Annotated in this window: 15 protein-coding genes; 11 read left to right on the top strand and 4 right to left on the bottom strand. The window is 25.3% G+C overall.

From position 1 onward, the window contains the following. The first annotated feature begins 43 nt into the window (after positions 1 to 43). A complete protein-coding gene (locus N3A58_08775) occupies positions 44 to 1,144 on the top strand; it encodes a formyltransferase family protein (protein MCX8059491.1) in 1,101 nt (366 codons plus the stop codon). A 15-nt stretch (positions 1,145 to 1,159) separates the two neighbouring features. Here N3A58_08775 and N3A58_08770 read toward each other — a convergent pair whose 3' ends face one another. Beyond that, on the bottom strand, positions 1,160 to 2,632 hold the full coding sequence (locus tag N3A58_08770; protein ID MCX8059490.1) for a hypothetical protein: 1,473 nt from the start codon (positions 2,630 to 2,632) through the stop codon (positions 1,160 to 1,162). A 141-nt stretch (positions 2,633 to 2,773) separates the two neighbouring features. On the opposite strand from N3A58_08770, the gene N3A58_08765 reads away from it, so the two are divergent. The 9 genes from N3A58_08765 to N3A58_08725 all read left to right on the top strand — a co-directional run bounded on the left by N3A58_08765 (position 2,774) and on the right by N3A58_08725 (position 12,810). Continuing rightward, positions 2,774 to 3,928 (top strand): GntR family transcriptional regulator, encoded by a 1,155-nt coding sequence (locus N3A58_08765; GenBank protein ID MCX8059489.1) that lies wholly within the window; start codon positions 2,774 to 2,776, stop codon positions 3,926 to 3,928. Beyond that, positions 3,915 to 4,346: a methylaspartate mutase subunit S gene (gene glmS, locus N3A58_08760; protein MCX8059488.1), complete on the top strand. Its 432-nt coding sequence runs from the start codon at positions 3,915 to 3,917 to the stop codon at positions 4,344 to 4,346. The genes N3A58_08765 and glmS overlap by 14 nt, the downstream gene beginning before the upstream one ends. Continuing rightward, positions 4,330 to 5,970, top strand: a complete 1,641-nt coding sequence (locus tag N3A58_08755) for a glutamate mutase L (protein ID MCX8059487.1) — start codon at positions 4,330 to 4,332, stop codon at positions 5,968 to 5,970. Before glmS ends, N3A58_08755 begins: the two co-directional genes overlap by 17 nt. Before the next feature lie 126 nt (positions 5,971 to 6,096). Further along, a complete protein-coding gene (locus N3A58_08750; GenBank protein ID MCX8059486.1) occupies positions 6,097 to 7,563 on the top strand; it encodes a methylaspartate mutase subunit E in 1,467 nt (488 codons plus the stop codon). 134 nt (positions 7,564 to 7,697) lie between these two features. Continuing rightward, positions 7,698 to 8,945: a methylaspartate ammonia-lyase gene (locus N3A58_08745; GenBank protein MCX8059485.1), complete on the top strand. Its 1,248-nt coding sequence runs from the start codon at positions 7,698 to 7,700 to the stop codon at positions 8,943 to 8,945. Between the two features lie 66 nt (positions 8,946 to 9,011). After that, positions 9,012 to 10,406: a DUF1446 domain-containing protein gene (locus tag N3A58_08740; protein MCX8059484.1), complete on the top strand. Its 1,395-nt coding sequence runs from the start codon at positions 9,012 to 9,014 to the stop codon at positions 10,404 to 10,406. A 162-nt stretch (positions 10,407 to 10,568) separates the two neighbouring features. Continuing rightward, a complete protein-coding gene (locus N3A58_08735; GenBank protein MCX8059483.1) occupies positions 10,569 to 10,889 on the top strand; it encodes a DUF4387 domain-containing protein in 321 nt (106 codons plus the stop codon). A 60-nt stretch (positions 10,890 to 10,949) separates the two neighbouring features. After that, the gene (locus N3A58_08730) at positions 10,950 to 11,915 is read left to right on the top strand and encodes an alanine-tRNA synthetase second additional domain-containing protein (protein ID MCX8059482.1); all 966 of its coding nucleotides are present in this window, start codon (positions 10,950 to 10,952) and stop codon (positions 11,913 to 11,915) included. Beyond that, positions 11,875 to 12,810 carry a fumarate hydratase gene (locus N3A58_08725; GenBank protein ID MCX8059481.1) on the top strand — a complete coding sequence of 312 codons (936 nt, stop codon included), beginning with the start codon at positions 11,875 to 11,877 and terminating at the stop codon, positions 12,808 to 12,810. Before N3A58_08730 ends, N3A58_08725 begins: the two co-directional genes overlap by 41 nt. 44 nt (positions 12,811 to 12,854) lie before the next feature. Here N3A58_08725 and N3A58_08720 read toward each other — a convergent pair whose 3' ends face one another. Next, positions 12,855 to 13,709 (bottom strand): YdcF family protein, encoded by an 855-nt coding sequence (locus tag N3A58_08720; GenBank protein ID MCX8059480.1) that lies wholly within the window; start codon positions 13,707 to 13,709, stop codon positions 12,855 to 12,857. 300 nt (positions 13,710 to 14,009) lie between these two features. Between N3A58_08720 and N3A58_08715 the strand changes: the two genes are divergently transcribed. Continuing rightward, the gene (locus tag N3A58_08715) at positions 14,010 to 14,561 is read left to right on the top strand and encodes a Fe-S-containing hydro-lyase (protein ID MCX8059479.1); all 552 of its coding nucleotides are present in this window, start codon (positions 14,010 to 14,012) and stop codon (positions 14,559 to 14,561) included. Between the two features lie 7 nt (positions 14,562 to 14,568). Here the strand turns inward: N3A58_08715 and N3A58_08710 are convergent, their stop codons facing one another. Both N3A58_08710 and htpG read right to left on the bottom strand, forming a co-directional pair. Then, positions 14,569 to 15,390, bottom strand: a complete 822-nt coding sequence (locus tag N3A58_08710) for a DUF1848 domain-containing protein (GenBank protein MCX8059478.1) — start codon at positions 15,388 to 15,390, stop codon at positions 14,569 to 14,571. A 32-nt stretch (positions 15,391 to 15,422) separates the two neighbouring features. Then, positions 15,423 to 17,492 (bottom strand): molecular chaperone HtpG, encoded by a 2,070-nt coding sequence (htpG, locus tag N3A58_08705; protein MCX8059477.1) that lies wholly within the window; start codon positions 17,490 to 17,492, stop codon positions 15,423 to 15,425. Between the last annotated feature and the right edge of the window lie 24 nt (positions 17,493 to 17,516).

The following is a 17,516-nucleotide window of genomic DNA, read 5'->3' as shown; positions in this document are numbered from 1 at the left end:
TAAAAATAAATTATTAATATATAAATATTTTTTTGAGGTTTTAATGATTATAAATAATGTTTTATTGTATCTAGGTAGAAATAGGCCAACTGGAAGGGATGATTATGGAATGATATTGTTTGAAAAACTTGAAAAAGAGGGATATAATATTGAAGGGCTTATTATTTATAAAGATGACCCTATAAATTTATATCCTGAAGTTAAAATGAAAAAAAGATTTTTTTTACCAGATGAATTAAAATTAAAAAGAACTGAGATCATAGAAAAATTAAAAATAGATGAAGTTAAGACAAATATTAATAATTGGTTAAATGAAATAAGAAAATTAAATTTAGATATAGGTATTGTTTTTTATGGGAATTGGATACCATCGGAGTTATTCTCTATACCAAGATATGGTTTTATAAATTATCACCCAGGTCCTTTACCTTATTTGCGTGGTATGGAACCTGATACTTTTGCTATACTTGAAGGTTGGAAAAAGATATGGGGAACTGTACATAAAGTTGAAGAGGATTTTGATAAAGGAGATCTTATTGCAAAAACTGGGATTTATAAAATTTCAAAATATTCAACTCCAATTCAAGTTTTATATAATTTAACAATGCTAGGTGTTGATGCGATATTAAAATCTTTGGATAAACTAGAAACAAAAAAAAATTTTACTAAAATTCAATCATCTGGATCTTATGCGACTTTAAAAAAAGCTAAAGAATTAAGTTTTATTGATTTTGAAAAAGATAATTGTGAAATAATATGGAGAAAGTTAAGAGCTTTTTGCGGACAGGATATAGGAATAAGACTTAAGGTGAAAATAAATGGAGAAGAATTTATAATTTTTGACCTTGAGCTTTATAAGACTAAAATCTTAACTAAAATAAAACCTGGTACCTTAATGGGTTTATATATGGGTAGAGGTAAGTTTAGAAATCAGCCAATATTGAAAGTAAAAGATGGATTTTGTATTATGCTTGTTGATAATGAATGTGAAAAGTTTTTTAGAGAATGGATTATTCCACCAAGGAAAAGAAAGAGAAGAACTTCATTTAAATTATTATTAAAATCTATAAATTTAAAATATAATTCTATTATTATAGAAATTATTAAATCTTACTTAAATAGATTAATTAAAATAAATATATAATTAAATATTAATTATTTAAAAACCTTTACCAGAATAAAATATTAATTTCCAATTATTATCTTTGTTTATACCAAATGTCAAAGTAAAATATGTGTTTACAGGTTGTGCGAAACCAAATCTTATTCCAATTCCAAAAGCATGGAGATAATAAGGATTATTTAAATATAGATTAAAACTATTAGAGTATTTATATAAAATTTTGCATATAGCTATGTCATAAAAACTAAAAACTGATAATTCAAAAGCTAAAAAATTAATATTAAATAATTTTATAAAAGGGGATCTTATTTCAAAACTTGTTATAAAAAAATTATCAGGAAATGTAAGATTTATATCTACGGGGCTTCTAACAAATGGTTCTTCTGAAAGGGACATATTTTTGGAGTTAAAATAATCTAATTTATATGTAGAAGTAGAAAGTTGAGATATAAAACCTATGGAAAAATATTTTGATTCGAATAAAAAACTATTTTTAATATTTATTGAATAGATTGGACCTATATTATAATTAATAAATTGAAATGAATCTTCAAATTTTAAATTATAAAAATATATTAAAGAGGGATAAAATTTTAAATAACCTCTAAAATAGAAATCATTTTTTTTATTTTTATTAATAAAAAAATAATAAATGTAGTTAAAACTTAATGTTTCCTCTATTGAATAAAAACTTCCTTGAATAAAAAAATTACTAAGTTCATTTATAAGATTAGAATTTTGGAATTTAACTAAAGAATTTAAAATAATCTCAAAAAAAGGAGTTATCCTATAACCTAATGATAAATTTAAATCAATCCTGTTAAAGCTAATTTCTTTGAAACCAAAACTATTTTTATAATATAAACTAAAATCTAGAAAAAAGTTAGTATTGAATAATAGTTGATCTGTATAATTTATTCCATTAAGATTATAGCCTAATGTAATAGTAAAAGATTTTCTTAAACCACTAAGATTGTTTTTCCCAAAAATACCATATATAGAACCACCGCCAAATTTATATAGAAATCCTTCCTTTACTTCAACAATTATATTTACAAGATTATTATCCTGAGATAATTCAATAATATCAATACATACAGAACTAAAAAGTGCTGAACTTATTAATATTTTTTCTATATTAAATATTTTTTGTTCCAGGATATTTAATTTGATAGTTTGCTTTGGTTTTATACTTAAAAATGAAATAATTGTTAAAGGATCAGTATAGTTGGTTGGTCTTTTTTTTGGAAAAATGTGTAAATTTTCCCAATCATAAATTTCTTCATTTATAATTATTCTAATTTTATTAATTGTAACTATTTTATAACTTTCTTCTATTTTTTCAGAAGCTAAAAGATCTTCATTAAAAATTATAAATAATAAAAAAATTAAGAATGTAAAAATTATTATAAAAATAAATCTTTTTCTTTTAAAACATTTTATAAAATTATTAGAACTATTTTTAATTTTTAAAGAAATTTTATTTAAATTAAATATAAATTTTTGCATATAAATTTAATTAAAATATAAAAATTAAATAATTTTATAGTAAAAATAGTTTAATATTTTTAAAATTCAATAAAATATTTTTCTTGACATTTATTTATATTTTAATAATATGTGGCAAATACCAATTCAATAAATTATTATATGGACTATGCCAGTATTTTTAAAAATTTTTCTTATGATTCAAATTCAAAATTCCCCTTCTATATTCAGCTTTTAAACTTTATCAGGAGCAAAATAATAAATAAAGAATTAGAAAAACTTCCTTCTGAAAGAGAGCTCTCAAGTTTATTAAATGTTTCAAGATTAACTATAAATAAAGTATATGATAAATTAAAAAATGAGGGTTTGATTTATTCTAAAAAAGGTAGTGGTTATTATATAAATTTTGATTCATTGGCTTTTGTCCAAAGTAGAAAAGAGAAAGCTTACATTCTAATAAATAATCTTATTGATGAACTCTTAAAAGAAGATTTTAGTTTCAATGATATAAAGAATTTTTTTAATTCTATTTTATCTTATAAAGAATTAAATGTTGCTGAAATAAATTTAGCTTTTATAGATTGTAATATAGAATCCTTTTTTATTCTAAGTAAACAATTAAGAGACCTTTATAAGATAAATCTTTTCTTTTATCCAATTGAGTATTTTTATAAAAGAAATTATGATAATATTTTTAAACAATTAAAAAATAGTTTTGAATTTATTATAACCACAAAGAAACATTATAAAGAGATTTATGAAAAATTTAAAGGAGAGTTTGAAAACGAAGTTAATCTTATAAAAGTAAATATTGAACCTGATTCTAAAACAGTACTTAAACTTGCAAAAGTTGACAAAAATGCAAAAAAGCTTGTAATTACTTTTTCTTCAAAATTTTCTATAATAATAAAAGACTATCTTAAAAAGTTTGATATATATAAAAATGTTGATTTTTTCCCAATTGAAAATTATTTAAATAAAAATTTAAGTTTTTTTGAAAGTTATAATTTTATAGAACTTGAGAAATATATAAATGAGAATTTAAAAAAATATGATTGTTTTATAATTCCAGAATATTTTAATATTGGTAATTATTTAAGATACTTTAAAGAAAATAAGAATTTAAGAATAAATTTAGATGAAAATATTTTAATGAAAATTGATTATTTATTTAAAAATTATTCAAATATGATAATATATTTTAATTATAAAATTGACAATGGTTCTTTATTATTAATAGAAGATAAGATTAATGAAATTTATAGAAAAAAATTTAAAGATTTTATAAAAGAAGGGGTTTTAAATGAAAAAGATTAATATAGTTACAGGAGTAATTGGTTCTGATTGTCATGCAGTTGGTAATAAAATTATTGAAAAAGTATTTTCGGAAGCAGGTTTTAATGTTATAAACCTTGGAGTAATGGTTAGTCAAGATGAGTTTATTGATGCTGCTATTGAATCAAATGCTAAAGCTATTCTCGTTTCATCTCTTTATGGGCAAGGGGAGCTTGATTGTGAAGGTTTAAGGGATAGATGCATCGAAAGAGGTTTGGAAAATATTATTTTATATGTTGGCGGAAATCTTGTTGTTGGTAAACATGATTTTGCAGAAGTTGAAGAAAAATTTAAAAAAATGGGTTTTGATAGAGTTTTTGGTCCAGATGCTGATCTAAAAAAAGCTATAGAATATCTTAAAAAAGATATTGAGGAAAGATTCGGTGAAAAAATTGATTAGTATTGATATAGGCTCAACCTATACAAAAGGCTTTTTATTTTATCTGTATGATAATATTTTATTACCTGCAAAAAGATATCAAATCTCAACAACAGTAAACCATCTTGCTGATGGTTTTTTTGAGGTTCTCTATAAGTTATTGGAAAATGAAAATATAAAAAATTTTCAAGATATTAAAAATTATAAAGATTTAGATATTTTTTATTCTTCATCAGCTAAGGGGGGCTTAAAAATTATAGCTATAGGAATTGTTCCAGAATTAACATTAAAAATAGCTAGACTTACTGCATTATCTGCTGGGGGTAAAGTAACAAAATCTTTTTCATATAGATTAACTGTTAAAAATATAAAACAAATAGAGGAGGAAAATCCTGATATTATACTTTTCACTGGTGGTACTGATGGCGGTAATGAAGAGATAAATATTCATAATGCTCAAATGCTATCAAACATGGATATAAAGCCAGTAATCCTTTATGCTGGTAATACTGCTTGTGCTGATGAGATTTTTGACATATTTATAAGAAAAAATTTTGAAATAAAAATAACAGAAAATGTAATGCCTGAAATTGAGAAGATAAATATAGAGCCTGCAAAAAGTAGTATTAGAGATATATTTCTTAAAAATATAATACATGGCAAGGGTTTAGATGAGATTGTAGAAAAAATAGGGTTTTACCCTGAACCAACTCCTTTATCAGTTTTTAATTTTATTAGTGGAATACCAGAAAATGTTAAAAAAATAAAGAAAAATTTAAAGGAACTAAATTTAAATATTAATAATAGAATAAAAACAGATGTTAGTAATTTAAAATCATTTGATAGTTATATCAATAACTTTAGTATAAAAATCAAAGAGGTTGAAAATATTTTAAATTATGATTGGGAATCATTTATTGCAATTGATATGGGTGGAGCAACCACAGATTTTTATTCTTATCATAGAGATGTAATAGAAGATAGTAATGTAATGATAAAAGGAATTATTGAACCAACAGTAAAAAGAACTGTTGAAGGTGATCTCGGGATGAGGGTCTCTGCGAAGGCGGTTTTTGAATGTGGAGTAGATTATGTAAAACAAATCTTTAAGATAAAAAAAGAAGTTAAAGGATTTAAATTAATTGAGATGATTGATAATGAAGAAGATTTCGTTAATAGATTTTGGGATTATGTTTGTAAGGTTAATCAAAATACATCTTATTTACCTGAAAATGATTTAGAAATTTTTTTTGATGAAATTATTGCCTCTATATGTATTAAGTTTTCCGGATTAAGACATGCTGGCAAATACAAGAGAATATTTACCATAAATGGTGAGAAATTTATTCAGTATGGAAAAAATTTAAAAAATGTTAAAACAATGATAGGAAGTGGGGGTTATCTTGCAAGAATGGAGATGTTTAATCCAAAAGAATTATTAACATTTTCATATGAATCTTTTTTTAACAAAAAACAATATTATGAATTAGAAGAAGAGATAGCTCTTTTGCCAGAAAACTTTGTTTATCTAAGAGATAAAGAATATCTGCTACCTATACTGGCAAATATTTCTAAAAAGTATCAATATGAAGCAACATTATGCCTTATGATGAATTTGGAAGAAAAAATTAAGTATTCTTCATAATTAAAAATAGTAATTGGTATTATTTGAAAAATTAAGATAAATATAGTTAGAAGAAAATGAGAAATGAAACTTTTATAAATATTAAAAAATATAAATAATACAAAAAATTGTTAGAGGAGATATAAAATGGAAACCAAAAGAGAATTGAAGAACAAAAAAATTCCTATTGATCTATTTTTTGAAGAGAGAAAAGAAGTATTACAGGGATGGCCCACAGGAAAAGATATAGTGGATATTAATGAGGGGATAGAGTATCAGCGAAAGATTTCAGGAAATAAAAGATTTTCTAATGTTTTAAAGATTGCTGATGAGAAGAAACAGACTCTTATTCAACCAAGAGCTGGAGTTGCTCTGCTTGAAGAGCATATTGAACTTTTAAGATATCTTGAACAAGAAGCTGATCTTTTACCAACAACAATAGATGCATATACAAGACAAAATAGATATACTGAATGTGAAAAAGGTATTCAAAGATCTAAAGAAGCAGGTAGATCATTATTAAATGGATTTCCTGCGGTAAATTGGGGGGTTCATAATTGTAGAAAGGTTATTGAAAGTTTAAATAAACCAGTTCAAGTAAGGCATGGTACTCCAGATGCAAGACTTCTTGCAGAAATAACACTTGCAGCAGGTTTTACATCTTTTGAGGGGGGAGGTATTTCATATAATATCCCTTATGCTAAATCTGTACCATTAGAAAAATCATTAAGAGATTGGCAATATGTGTATAGATTAGTAGGATATTATGAGGAGAATGGAATAAGGATAAATGTTGAACCTTTTGGCCCTTTAACAGGAACTCTTGTGCCTCCATTTATTTCAAATACCATAGCAATAATAGAGGGTATTCTTGCTTTGGAACAAGGAGTTAAATCTATAACTCTTGGATATGGACAATGTGGTAACCTTATTCAAGATACTGCTGCTGTTATCTCTTTAAGAGAATTAGCTAAAGAGTACTTTGACAAATTCAATTATCAGGATTATGAATTAACTACAGTTTTTCATCAATGGATGGGAGGTTTCCCAGAAGATGAGGCAAGAGCTTTTGGAGTGATTTCATGGGGTGCAGCTACAGCAGCACTTGCAAAGGCTACAAAAGTTATTGTAAAAACACCACATGAAGCTTTGGGTATTCCTACAAAAGAAGCTAATCTTCAAGGTTTAAAAGCTACAAAGCAAGTTGTAAATATGTTATATGAGCAATCAATGGATAGATCTCCTCTACTTGAGAAAGAAATAAATTTAATAAAAGAGGAAGTAAGGTATCTTTTAGATAAAGTTATAGAAGCAGGAGAAGGAGATCTTGCTATAGGGGTTGTAAAATCTTTTGAAGCAGGAATTCTTGATGTTCCATTTGCACCATCTATTTATAATAAAGGGAAAATAATGCCTGTAAGGGATAATACAGGTGCTATTAGAATTTTAGATAATGGTTTTGTACCGATGAAAAATGAAGTAAAAGAGATACATAAAATTAAGACAAGAGAGAGAGCTGATTTTGAAAAAAGAGAACCAACATTTCAGATGCTTGTTGATGACATTTATGCTATAAGTAAAGGAAGACTTGTTGGAAGGCCAAGAAAAAATTAATAACATTTTTATTAATTCATAAAAAAATTATAGTTATAAGATGTAGGAATGCAAAAATAAAAAAAAAATTTATAAAATTTAATTTTTATAACATAGAATTAAGAAGTTATATAAAATAAAAAGAAGGAGAACATATGAAAATTAAAGATATAATTTTATCAGCTGGTAAAACGGGTTTTTTCTTTGATGACCAAAAAGCAATAAAAAAAGGTGCTAAACAGGATGGTTTTATTTACGAAGGTAGACCTGAATTACCAGGTTTTGAGGCTATTAGACAAGCTGGAGAGTCAATTTCTATAATGATTATTTTAGAAAATGGAAATATAGCTATTGGAGATTGTGCTGCCGTTCAATATTCAGGAGCTGGTGGAAGAGATCCTCTATTTTTAGCAAAAAATTATATTCCTTTTATTGAAAAATATATAAAGCCTTTATTGCTAGGTAGAGAAGTTAATAATTTTAGAGAACTTGCAAAAGAAATTGATGATCTTGTTATTGATGGTAAAAGAGTACATACTGCTATAAGATACGGTATCAGTCAAGCCTTATTAGATGCTGTTTCAAAAGCACATTGCGAAACTATTGTTGAAACAATATGGAGGGAATATAATTTACCTAAAGTTATAAAAAGGGTTCCTATTTTTGGTCAATCTGGAGATGATAGATTTATTAATGTAGATAAGATGATATTAAAAGAAGTAGATGTTCTCCCACATGGTTTAATAAACAATGTAGATACAAAGCTAGGGAAAAAGGGAGAATTATTGAAAGATTATATTAGTTGGATTGCAAATAGAATAAAAAAAATACGACTTCACAATAATTATATTCCAACAATTCATATTGATGTTTATGGTACTATTGGAATAATATTTGAAAACAATATAGATAAAATAGCAGATTATCTTGCCTCACTTGAAAAGTATGCTCAAGAATTTCAACTATATATAGAAGGACCTGTTGATTTAGGTGAAAAGAATAAACAGATAGAATATTTAAAAAAGATAAAAGAGAAACTTGAGTCTTTTGGGTCAAGAGTAAAAATAGTTGCTGATGAATGGTGTAATACTTATGAAGATATAGTTGAATTTACAGATGCCAAAGCTTGTCATATGGTACAAATAAAAACTCCAGATCTTGGTTCAGTTCATAATATAATTGAAAGTGTTATTTATTGTAAGAAATTTGGAATGGAAGCTTATCAGGGAGGTACTTGTAATGAGACAGACATTTCAGCTAAAATTTGTACTGACATAGCTATTGCTGTTCAATCAGAAAGATTACTTGCAAAACCAGGAATGGGTTTTGATGAAGGATTTTGTATAGTTAAAAATGAAATTGAAAGAGTTATTAATCTTCTTGAGTATAAGTATAAAAGGTAAAAAGAATGTATAGGTAAATGTTTAAATACAAATATATTTTTTATTTAATCTTTAGGAGTAAAAATAATGATAAAAAAAGAAATTTTAGAAAAAAATCCACAAAAAGATGAACTTAAGATACTTTCACCTACTGCTATTCTTGGTTATGGATTTCCAGAAAAGTCTTTTTTAAATGCAATGGAATTGCAACCAGATTTAATTGCTGTTGATGCTGGTTCTACTGATCCAGGCCCATACTATTTGGGAGCAGGAGTATCTTTTACAGATAGACTAGGTGTTAAAAGAGATTTAAGATATATGCTGGTTCATGGAGTTAAAAATGGTATTCCTGTTGTCATTGGTACTGCTGGTGGTTCTGGGGCAAAGCCACATATGGATTGGTGTGAAGAAATAATAAAAGAAATAGCTAAAGAAGAAAAGCTTTCATTTAAGATGGGAAAAATTTATTCTGATATAGATAAGGATTTAGTTATTAAAAAATTTAAAGAAGGAAAATTAATTCCTTTAGGTTATCCAGAAGTTTTGAATCTTGAGGATATTGAAGAAACTCCTCATATTGTAGCTCAAATAGGTGTTGAGCCATTTATTGATCTTCTTAAAGAAGGATGTGATGTTATTTTAGCTGGAAGAACCTATGATCCAGCTTGTTTTGCTTGTCTACCTATCATGCTTGGTTATGATAAAGGTTTAGCTATTCATCTTGGAAAAATATTAGAGTGTGCAGCAATTGCTGCTTCTCCTGGTTCTGGTTCTGACTGTGCATTTGGTATATTAAAGAAAGATTCATTTATATTAAAGCCTTTAAATGATGATAGAATATTTACAACTTTATCAGTAGCAGCTCACTCACTTTATGAAAAATCGGATCCTATTCATCTTCCAGGTCCTGGTGGACAGTTAAATCTTGAAAATGTTAAATTTATAGATATTGGAAATGGTATGGTTGAGGTAAGAAGCTCCAAATATGAAAAATCTCCAAAATATATGATTAAACTGGAGGGATCAAGAAAAGTTGGTTATAGAACTATTACAATAGCAGGTTCACATGATCCAGTGATGATTGAAAAAATAGATTCTATTATAGAAAAAGTTAAAGAAAGGGTAAATCTTTTACTTGAAAAAGAAAATATAAATGGAGATATATATTTTCATGTTTATGGAAAAAATGGAGTTATGGGAAAACTTGAACCTGTAAATAAAGCATTTTCTTATGAAATAGGAATTCTAATTGAGGCAGTAGCAAAGACTCAATCTGAAGCAAATACTATTTGTTCTCTTGTTAGATCAACTATGCTCCATTATGGGTATGAAGGAAGGATTTCAACTGCAGGAAATCTTGCATTTCCTTTTTCACCTTCTGACATTAAAGCAGGAGAAGTTTATAAATTTTCATTGTATCATCTTATGGAACTTGATGATTTTTCAATATTCAAAAAGCAGATTGAATATATTAAAAATTGATTAATTTATTTATAAAATTTTTATATTTTTATTTTTTAATGTAAAAAATAAAAACAAAATTATATAAAATAAAAAATATTTAACAGATAATATAAAATAATATTTATGTCAAAAATAAATATTTATTAAATTAATTAAATTAAAAAATTGATGGAGATATAGATGATAAAAAAAAATATAAGAGAAATAGCAAAAGTTATTAGGAGCAAAAATTCAAGTCCATTTGAACTAACCTTTGATATAATTTTTAAGGATGCTGAAACATTTAAAAAAGTTAAAGAAAAAAATCTTATTAATAAAAATATTATTTCTAAATTATTTAAGGTTGATGAAGAAGAAATTTTTGATATAATATTCTTTGAACCAGCTTTAGCAGTTAAATTTGGAATGAAAAGGATTATTCCATCTGGTTCTCCCGGTGATACAGATGTTTATGGAGCACAGCAGCATGGTCCTTTACTTGATATGGAATTTGAACTTTAAGTGAATGTTTTTTAAAATTATATAATTATAAATGTCTATATTTGTATTAAGGGGGTAAATATGCTTTCAATGCCAATTAAAGAAAATCTAAGATTTGCTGTTTATTATGCTCCAAGAGGAAGATATAGATTATATATTCTTGGTAGTCAAATTGCTGATAAATTTTTATACCCAACAGATTATTTAATCGGAGTTATAGGGCCTGAAGGTTCTGGTAAATCAACTTTAATAAGGGGAATATTCCCTGGGCTTGAGCTTACAAATGATGATGAAGGTGTAAATATACCAAACAATCCAATATTTAGTTTTGAACCTTCAGACTATTTTTCTGGTCACACTTTTCATATTGATGTAAGGCATGAACTTGCATTTCACCAAATGCATGAAATAGTTGATGTTATAAATAAAGTTGTTCATTCAAATAGAAGAGTAGTTGTTGAGCATTTTGATCTAGTTTATAAGCATCTTGGCTACAATGCTCAGATAATATTTGGAATAGGTGAAGAAGTTAGAGTTTATAGACCATCTGTTCTAGGTCCATCACCATATAAAATTAAAGAAGTTGCTGAAACAAATCTTATATATAGACTTATGGCCCATACAGCAGAAGATCTAACAGGTCTAGTATTGATGAAGCTTTATGGTATTAGTAGGGATATTTTGCACTCTGATGTTAGGCATGGTTTTGTTATTGGTTTTAGTGAAAGACCAAAGATCGATTTAGAATTAGTAGAAAGTGAAGTAAAAAAGTTAATAGAGCAAAACTTACCAGTTAAACCTTTAAATGGAGATTATATTTCAATTGGGGAGGAGAAATATTATTGTACAGGGAAAAGAATTCATGTAAAAAGTACTGGTGAAGTAAAAGATTTTAGGTTAATTAAACAATTTAAATTTGATCCGATTTCAAAGCAGTATCTTATGGTTGGATTTATTGGTGAAGAGAATATAGAAGTTATGGATGAATTTCCTCCATTAAAAGTGGATGGATTTACTTCTATCGAAGGTTATGCTTCAATGGAATAAGATATTATTTTATTTTTCATTTTTATTTTCTGGAGTAGATATGGAAAAAATTAGGATTATAAGTTTTAATGAAATAAAAAATAAAGTTGTTGATTTGATTCTTCAAACATCCTATATTCTACCTTCTGATGTATATCAATCTATAAAAGATAATATAAAAATTGAAGAATCTCCAGTTGGTAAATCTATTTTAGAAAAATTGATTCAAAATGCAGATATTGCTAAAGAAAATTATATGCCAATATGTCAAGACACCGGCACTGCGGTTTTTTTTGTTCAAGTAGGTGATGATGTTAAAGTTGAAGGTGGGCATATTTCAGATGCTATTATTGAAGCAACTAGAGAAGCTTATGATAAAGGCTATCTTAGGAAATCAATGGTAAATGACCCAATTTATGATAGATCTAATACTAAAACAAATTTACCTCCTATAATTCACTTTGAGAACATTTCTGGCAATAAAATTAGTATAAAATTTGCTCCAAAAGGTGGGGGTGCAGAAAATATGAGTGCACTTAAAATGTTTAAACCTCTTGAAGGGGAAGAAGCTATTATTAAATTTGTTGTTGAAACAGTTATTTCTGCTGGAGGGAATCCCTGCCCCCCAATTATTATTGGTATTGGAATTGGAGGAAACTTTGAAAAATGTGCAATTTTAGCTAAAAAAGCACTTTTTAGAAATATAGGAGAAAGAAATAAAAATCCAAATTATGCAAGACTAGAAGAAAGGATAAAAAAAGAAGTTAATAACACAGGGGTTGGTCCTCAAGGTATAGGTGGAAGAGTTACCTGCCTTGATGTTTTTATTGAATATTACCCATGTCATATAGCATCATTGCCTGTTGCTGTTAATTTAAACTGTCATGCCGCAAGACATGGTGAAATTGAGATTTAATTAAATTGAAGAAATATTAAAAAAACTTAGTTTTATTAAGGAAATTATTTAAGTATAAATAACTTATGATAAATAATTGATATATATTCTAAAATTATAAGATTGATTAATTCTAAATTTGAATTTGATGGAATAAAAGAATCAATGTTTATTCCTTTTGAGGAATTAAAATCAACAGGATATAAAAGATAATTGAGATTTAGATAATCAGATATTAATGAAACTCTTTTCATATGAAATGCTGAACTTACTATAATAATTTTTTTCTTATTAAGATTAAATTTATTTTTAGCAAAAAGTAAATTTTCATATGTGTTTTTGCTTTTAGTTTCTGTTAATATAAAATCTTCATTAATTCCAATTGATATTAAAAAATCTTTACCTATTTCACTTTCTGCAATATTATTATATTTATTTTGAAAAATTACTCCCCCACATACAATAATATTAGGAATAATGATATTTTCATTTTTATTAAAATTTTTTTTGTTTGATTTTATAAAATTGAAAAGTTTAGCTCCTTCTATCAATCTCACAAGAAAGAATCTTTCTGGGTAACCTTTTTGTGAAGAAAGATATGAATTCTTAATATTTTTAATGTTACTTGATAAAATAACTATATAATCAACACCAAGTAAACTATTCTGTTTAAAACTATCAATTTGAATTTTATATTTTTTTTCAAGTGAATTAAAAAGTATATTTTTTGTAATATTTATAGAAAAAATATAGATTAAAACTCCTGAAATAAAAAAAATAATTGCTAAATATTTCAACTTATTATTTTTCAATTTTTTATTTATAAAAGCTAAATATAAACTTGATGTTATAAGTAAAATTATAAAAATAGATGGTGGTAAAAATAATTTAGTAATGATTTTAAATATTAAATTAATCATAAATTATTTATTTTCAAATAATAAAATAGTAATTTAATATTAATATTTTTTATAAAAAATATCAATAAATTATTTAATAATTTTAATTTATTAATTATTTTAATTAAAATTATATTAAAAAAAAATTCATCTTAATAGTTTTGTTTAATTTTATTTTAAATTAACAACCTAAATACTAAAAATATCTTGAAAATATTAATTTTAATATATTGAATTTATTATAAATTATAGTAAATTTGGTTAATAAATAATTAAAAGATTTAATTTATTTTTAATCTTAAAATTAATATAGAGGTTTTTATGATTAAAATTAGTACACCATTAGTAGATGAAGTTATAGATAGATTGTTTGCTGGTGATGAGGTTTATATTTCAGGTAAAATATATACAGCAAGAGATATGGCACATAAGAGACTTATTGAAGTCATTGAAAAAGGAGAAAAACTTCCTATAGAATTAAGTGGGAATATTATTTATTATGTAGGCCCAACACCTGCAAAACCTGGAGAGGTTATTGGAAGTGCAGGTCCAACAACAAGTGGAAGAATGGACCCATTTACACCTAAATTACTTGATAATGGATTAAAAGGAATTATTGGAAAGGGAAACAGAAGCAAGGAGGTTATAGAAAGTCTGATAAAAAATAAAGCTATATACTTTGCTGCAATAGGAGGTGCTGGAGCATTAATTTCAAGATGTATAAAATCATCTAAGATTATCTGTTATGAAGATCTACAGACAGAAGCAATTAGAGAGTTAATAGTAGAGGACTTTCCTGTTATTGTTGCTATTGATTGTAGAGGAAACAATATTTATAAAATTGGACCTGAAAGATATAGAAAAATAAATTAAGTTATTACTATTTTGCATAACAATAGATACAACCATATTTACAGGTATGGTATTGCCCAATATCTATACTTTTGTCACAATTGCAAAATTTTCTTTGATATTTGTCTTTTATTTCATTGTATTTAGTGCCATAAATGTTATTAATTATATTACAGTCAATACATTTAGAACTTTTAATATTATCAAAGTTTGTAAATAATTGTTTTTTAATAAGTAAATTTATTTCATCACAACATAATTCAATTTTTAAATTGTAATTTTTAGAAATTGATGAAAAATTGCTAAGAATAGAAATTTTTTTTTCAAAATTAATATCAATTATATTTTCTTTTATCAATTTTTTTATGTTCTTTTTATAGAATTGTAGAAAACTTATTATAACTTTATTTGTAAATTTATTAAGAATAGATGAGTATTCTTCAAACTTTTCAAAGTGAAAATTATAAGAGTATTTTTTAGAAATTAATATTGGATCATATCTCCATACAACTCTATCCTTTCCTATTAAAGAACTTAATTCTTTAAAATAGTTTAAGAATAAGTTTTTATCACTAAAAGCTGGCTCAATTTCTTCTGTATATGGATTTATAGTAACAAGTACATAAAATTTATATTTTTTTAATAATTTAATATTTTTTATAATATTAATTGGATTTCTTGTCCAAAAAACAAAAAAAGAAACATCATCATCTTTTAAGGATACATTTTTATTCTGTTTATAGTTATATGGATTTTTAACTTCAATAAATCCATTTTTTAAACACCTTAAAAAATATTCAAAAAAGAAAACAGGGAAATCAGTTCTTCTGCTAGCTGAAATAATATTCATATAAATATTTTTTTAATCTTTTTAACTATTTATTAAAAAGCTTTAGATATTAATGTAGCAATTTTTTTTGCAAAGTTTATGGGATCTTCTGGCAAAAACCCTTGTGCAAGCATAGCTTGATCATAGAGAAGATGAGCAATTTCATAAATATCTGGATGTTTTGCATCAACAGCAAATTTTGCTTTTAATGTTTTATAAACTTCATGTTCGGGATTTATTTCAAGTATTTTATCTATTTTAGGAAAATCAATTTTTTCAAATTCTGATAAAATTTTTTCCATTTGAAGACTCATATGCTCTGAAGCAGAAACAACACATGCTGGACTTTCTTTAAGTTTGGTAGTAAATCTAACATCCACAACTTTATCCTTTAGTATCTCTTTTAAATAATTTAGAAGCTCTTTTGAAGTTTCCTCTTCTGTTTTTATAATTTCTTTTTTTTCTTTGTCAATTTCAGCATTTAAAACAGATTGAAACTGTTTTCCTTCATAGTCATGCATCATTGGAACAATAAATTCATCGATATTATCAAGAAAAAGAAGTACTTCATAACCTTTTTCTTTTATAGCTTCCATTTGAGGTATGTTTAATAAAGTATTTTTATCTTTACCAGAAATATAGTAAATTTTATCCTGATCTTTTTTCATTCTTTCTACATATTCTTTTAATGTAGTCATTTTTGAAATATTATTCTCAGAGCTCAAATCTTTTTTTTCTGATTCTTTACCTTCCTCAGTTTTTTGATTAGATTTATCTGAATTTATATTTTCTTTAATTGTCTTTTCTTTTTCTTTTGTTATTGTGTATGTTGATTCAAAAACAAGAAGATCTTTTAATTTAGTATTTTCTTTTGAGAAATCTTGATAAATTCCAGTTTTTATAATAGTACCAAAATCTTTAAACCAATCTTCATATTGCTTTCTTTTATCTTTCATTAAGGAAATTAATTTGTCATAAATCTTTTTTTCAATATTTTTAGAGATTGTTTTAAGTTGTTTTGTATGTTGCAATATTTCTCTTGAAATGTTTAAAGAAAAGTCTGGAGAGTCAACAAGTCCTTTAATAAACTTAAAGTGATCAGGTAATATTTCTTCACAGTTTTCCATAATAAAAACATTTTTAGAATAAAGTCTTAATCCTTTTTTATATTCAGGTGAATAAAGGTCAAATGGAGCTTTTTTGGGAATAAAAAGTAAAGCTTTAAATTCTATAGTTCCCTCACCTTTAATATAAATATAATCTAAAGGATCAGTCCAGTCATGAAAAGTAGACTTATAAAATTCAAAGTACTCTTCATCTTTCACAGAAGATTTATCCTTTTGCCATATAGGTTGCATTGAGTTTAATGTTTTTATTTCTTTCTTTTTAATTGGTTTTTTATCATAGTCTGGTGTACCATCATCTTTTTTGGGATATTCTTCAATTTCAACTTCCATTTTAATTGGGTATCTAATAAAATCAGAGTATTTTTTAACAAGTGATTCTATTTTGTATTGTTTTAATAATTCGTCATAGTCAAAATCATCATTTTCTTCTTTTTTATCTCTTAAATATAATATAATTTTGGTTCCTCTTGTAGCTTTATCATAATCTTCAATTGTATATTCTCCATCACCTTTTGACTCCCATCTTACTCCTTTTTCAGAAAAAGGAGATTTTGTTAATATTACTACTTTTTTGGCAACCATAAAAGAAGAATAAAAACCAACTCCAAATTGGCCTATTAGTTCTAAATTTTCAAAATTACTTCCTTTTTTATTATCTTTTTCTTTGTTTATTGCTTCAAAGAAAGCTTTTGAACCAGAATTCGCAATAGTTCCTATATTATTTATAACTTCTTCATAAGTCATACCAATACCATTGTCTGATACACTAATAGATCTATTTTTTTCATCTATTTTGATTTCGATAAGAAGTTCTTCATCCTTACCTAATATTGAAGGATCTGTTAAAGCTTTAAATCTTAGTTTATCTAAAGCATCTGAAGAGTTTGATATTAGTTCTCTTAAAAAGATTTCTTTATGAGTGTAAATAGAATGAATCATTAAATCTAAAAGTTGTTTTGTATGTGCTTGAAACGATAATGTTTCCTTTCTTTCCATAAATTAATACCCCTCTAAAATAGA

This window comes from Spirochaetota bacterium (assembly GCA_026415295.1).
Classification (GTDB): domain Bacteria; phylum Spirochaetota; class JAAYUW01; order JAAYUW01; family JAOAHJ01; genus JAOAHJ01.
This window is presented reverse-complemented; position numbering and strand designations above follow the sequence as displayed.

Coding starts and splice junctions, on each gene's coding strand:
- N3A58_08745 (MCX8059485.1), top strand. CDS start 7,698: ATGAAAATTAAAGATATAATTTTATCAGCTGGTAAAACGGGTTTTTTC.
- N3A58_08720 (MCX8059480.1), bottom strand. CDS start 13,709: ATGATTAATTTAATATTTAAAATCATTACTAAATTATTTTTACCACCA.
- N3A58_08715 (MCX8059479.1), top strand. CDS start 14,010: ATGATTAAAATTAGTACACCATTAGTAGATGAAGTTATAGATAGATTG.
- N3A58_08740 (MCX8059484.1), top strand. CDS start 9,012: ATGATAAAAAAAGAAATTTTAGAAAAAAATCCACAAAAAGATGAACTT.
- N3A58_08735 (MCX8059483.1), top strand. CDS start 10,569: ATGATAAAAAAAAATATAAGAGAAATAGCAAAAGTTATTAGGAGCAAA.
- N3A58_08775 (MCX8059491.1), top strand. CDS start 44: ATGATTATAAATAATGTTTTATTGTATCTAGGTAGAAATAGGCCAACT.
- N3A58_08725 (MCX8059481.1), top strand. CDS start 11,875: ATGGATTTACTTCTATCGAAGGTTATGCTTCAATGGAATAAGATATTA.
- N3A58_08765 (MCX8059489.1), top strand. CDS start 2,774: ATGGACTATGCCAGTATTTTTAAAAATTTTTCTTATGATTCAAATTCA.
- glmS (MCX8059488.1), top strand. CDS start 3,915: ATGAAAAAGATTAATATAGTTACAGGAGTAATTGGTTCTGATTGTCAT.
- N3A58_08770 (MCX8059490.1), bottom strand. CDS start 2,632: ATGCAAAAATTTATATTTAATTTAAATAAAATTTCTTTAAAAATTAAA.
- N3A58_08730 (MCX8059482.1), top strand. CDS start 10,950: ATGCTTTCAATGCCAATTAAAGAAAATCTAAGATTTGCTGTTTATTAT.
- N3A58_08710 (MCX8059478.1), bottom strand. CDS start 15,390: ATGAATATTATTTCAGCTAGCAGAAGAACTGATTTCCCTGTTTTCTTT.
- htpG (MCX8059477.1), bottom strand. CDS start 17,492: ATGGAAAGAAAGGAAACATTATCGTTTCAAGCACATACAAAACAACTT.
- N3A58_08750 (MCX8059486.1), top strand. CDS start 6,097: ATGGAAACCAAAAGAGAATTGAAGAACAAAAAAATTCCTATTGATCTA.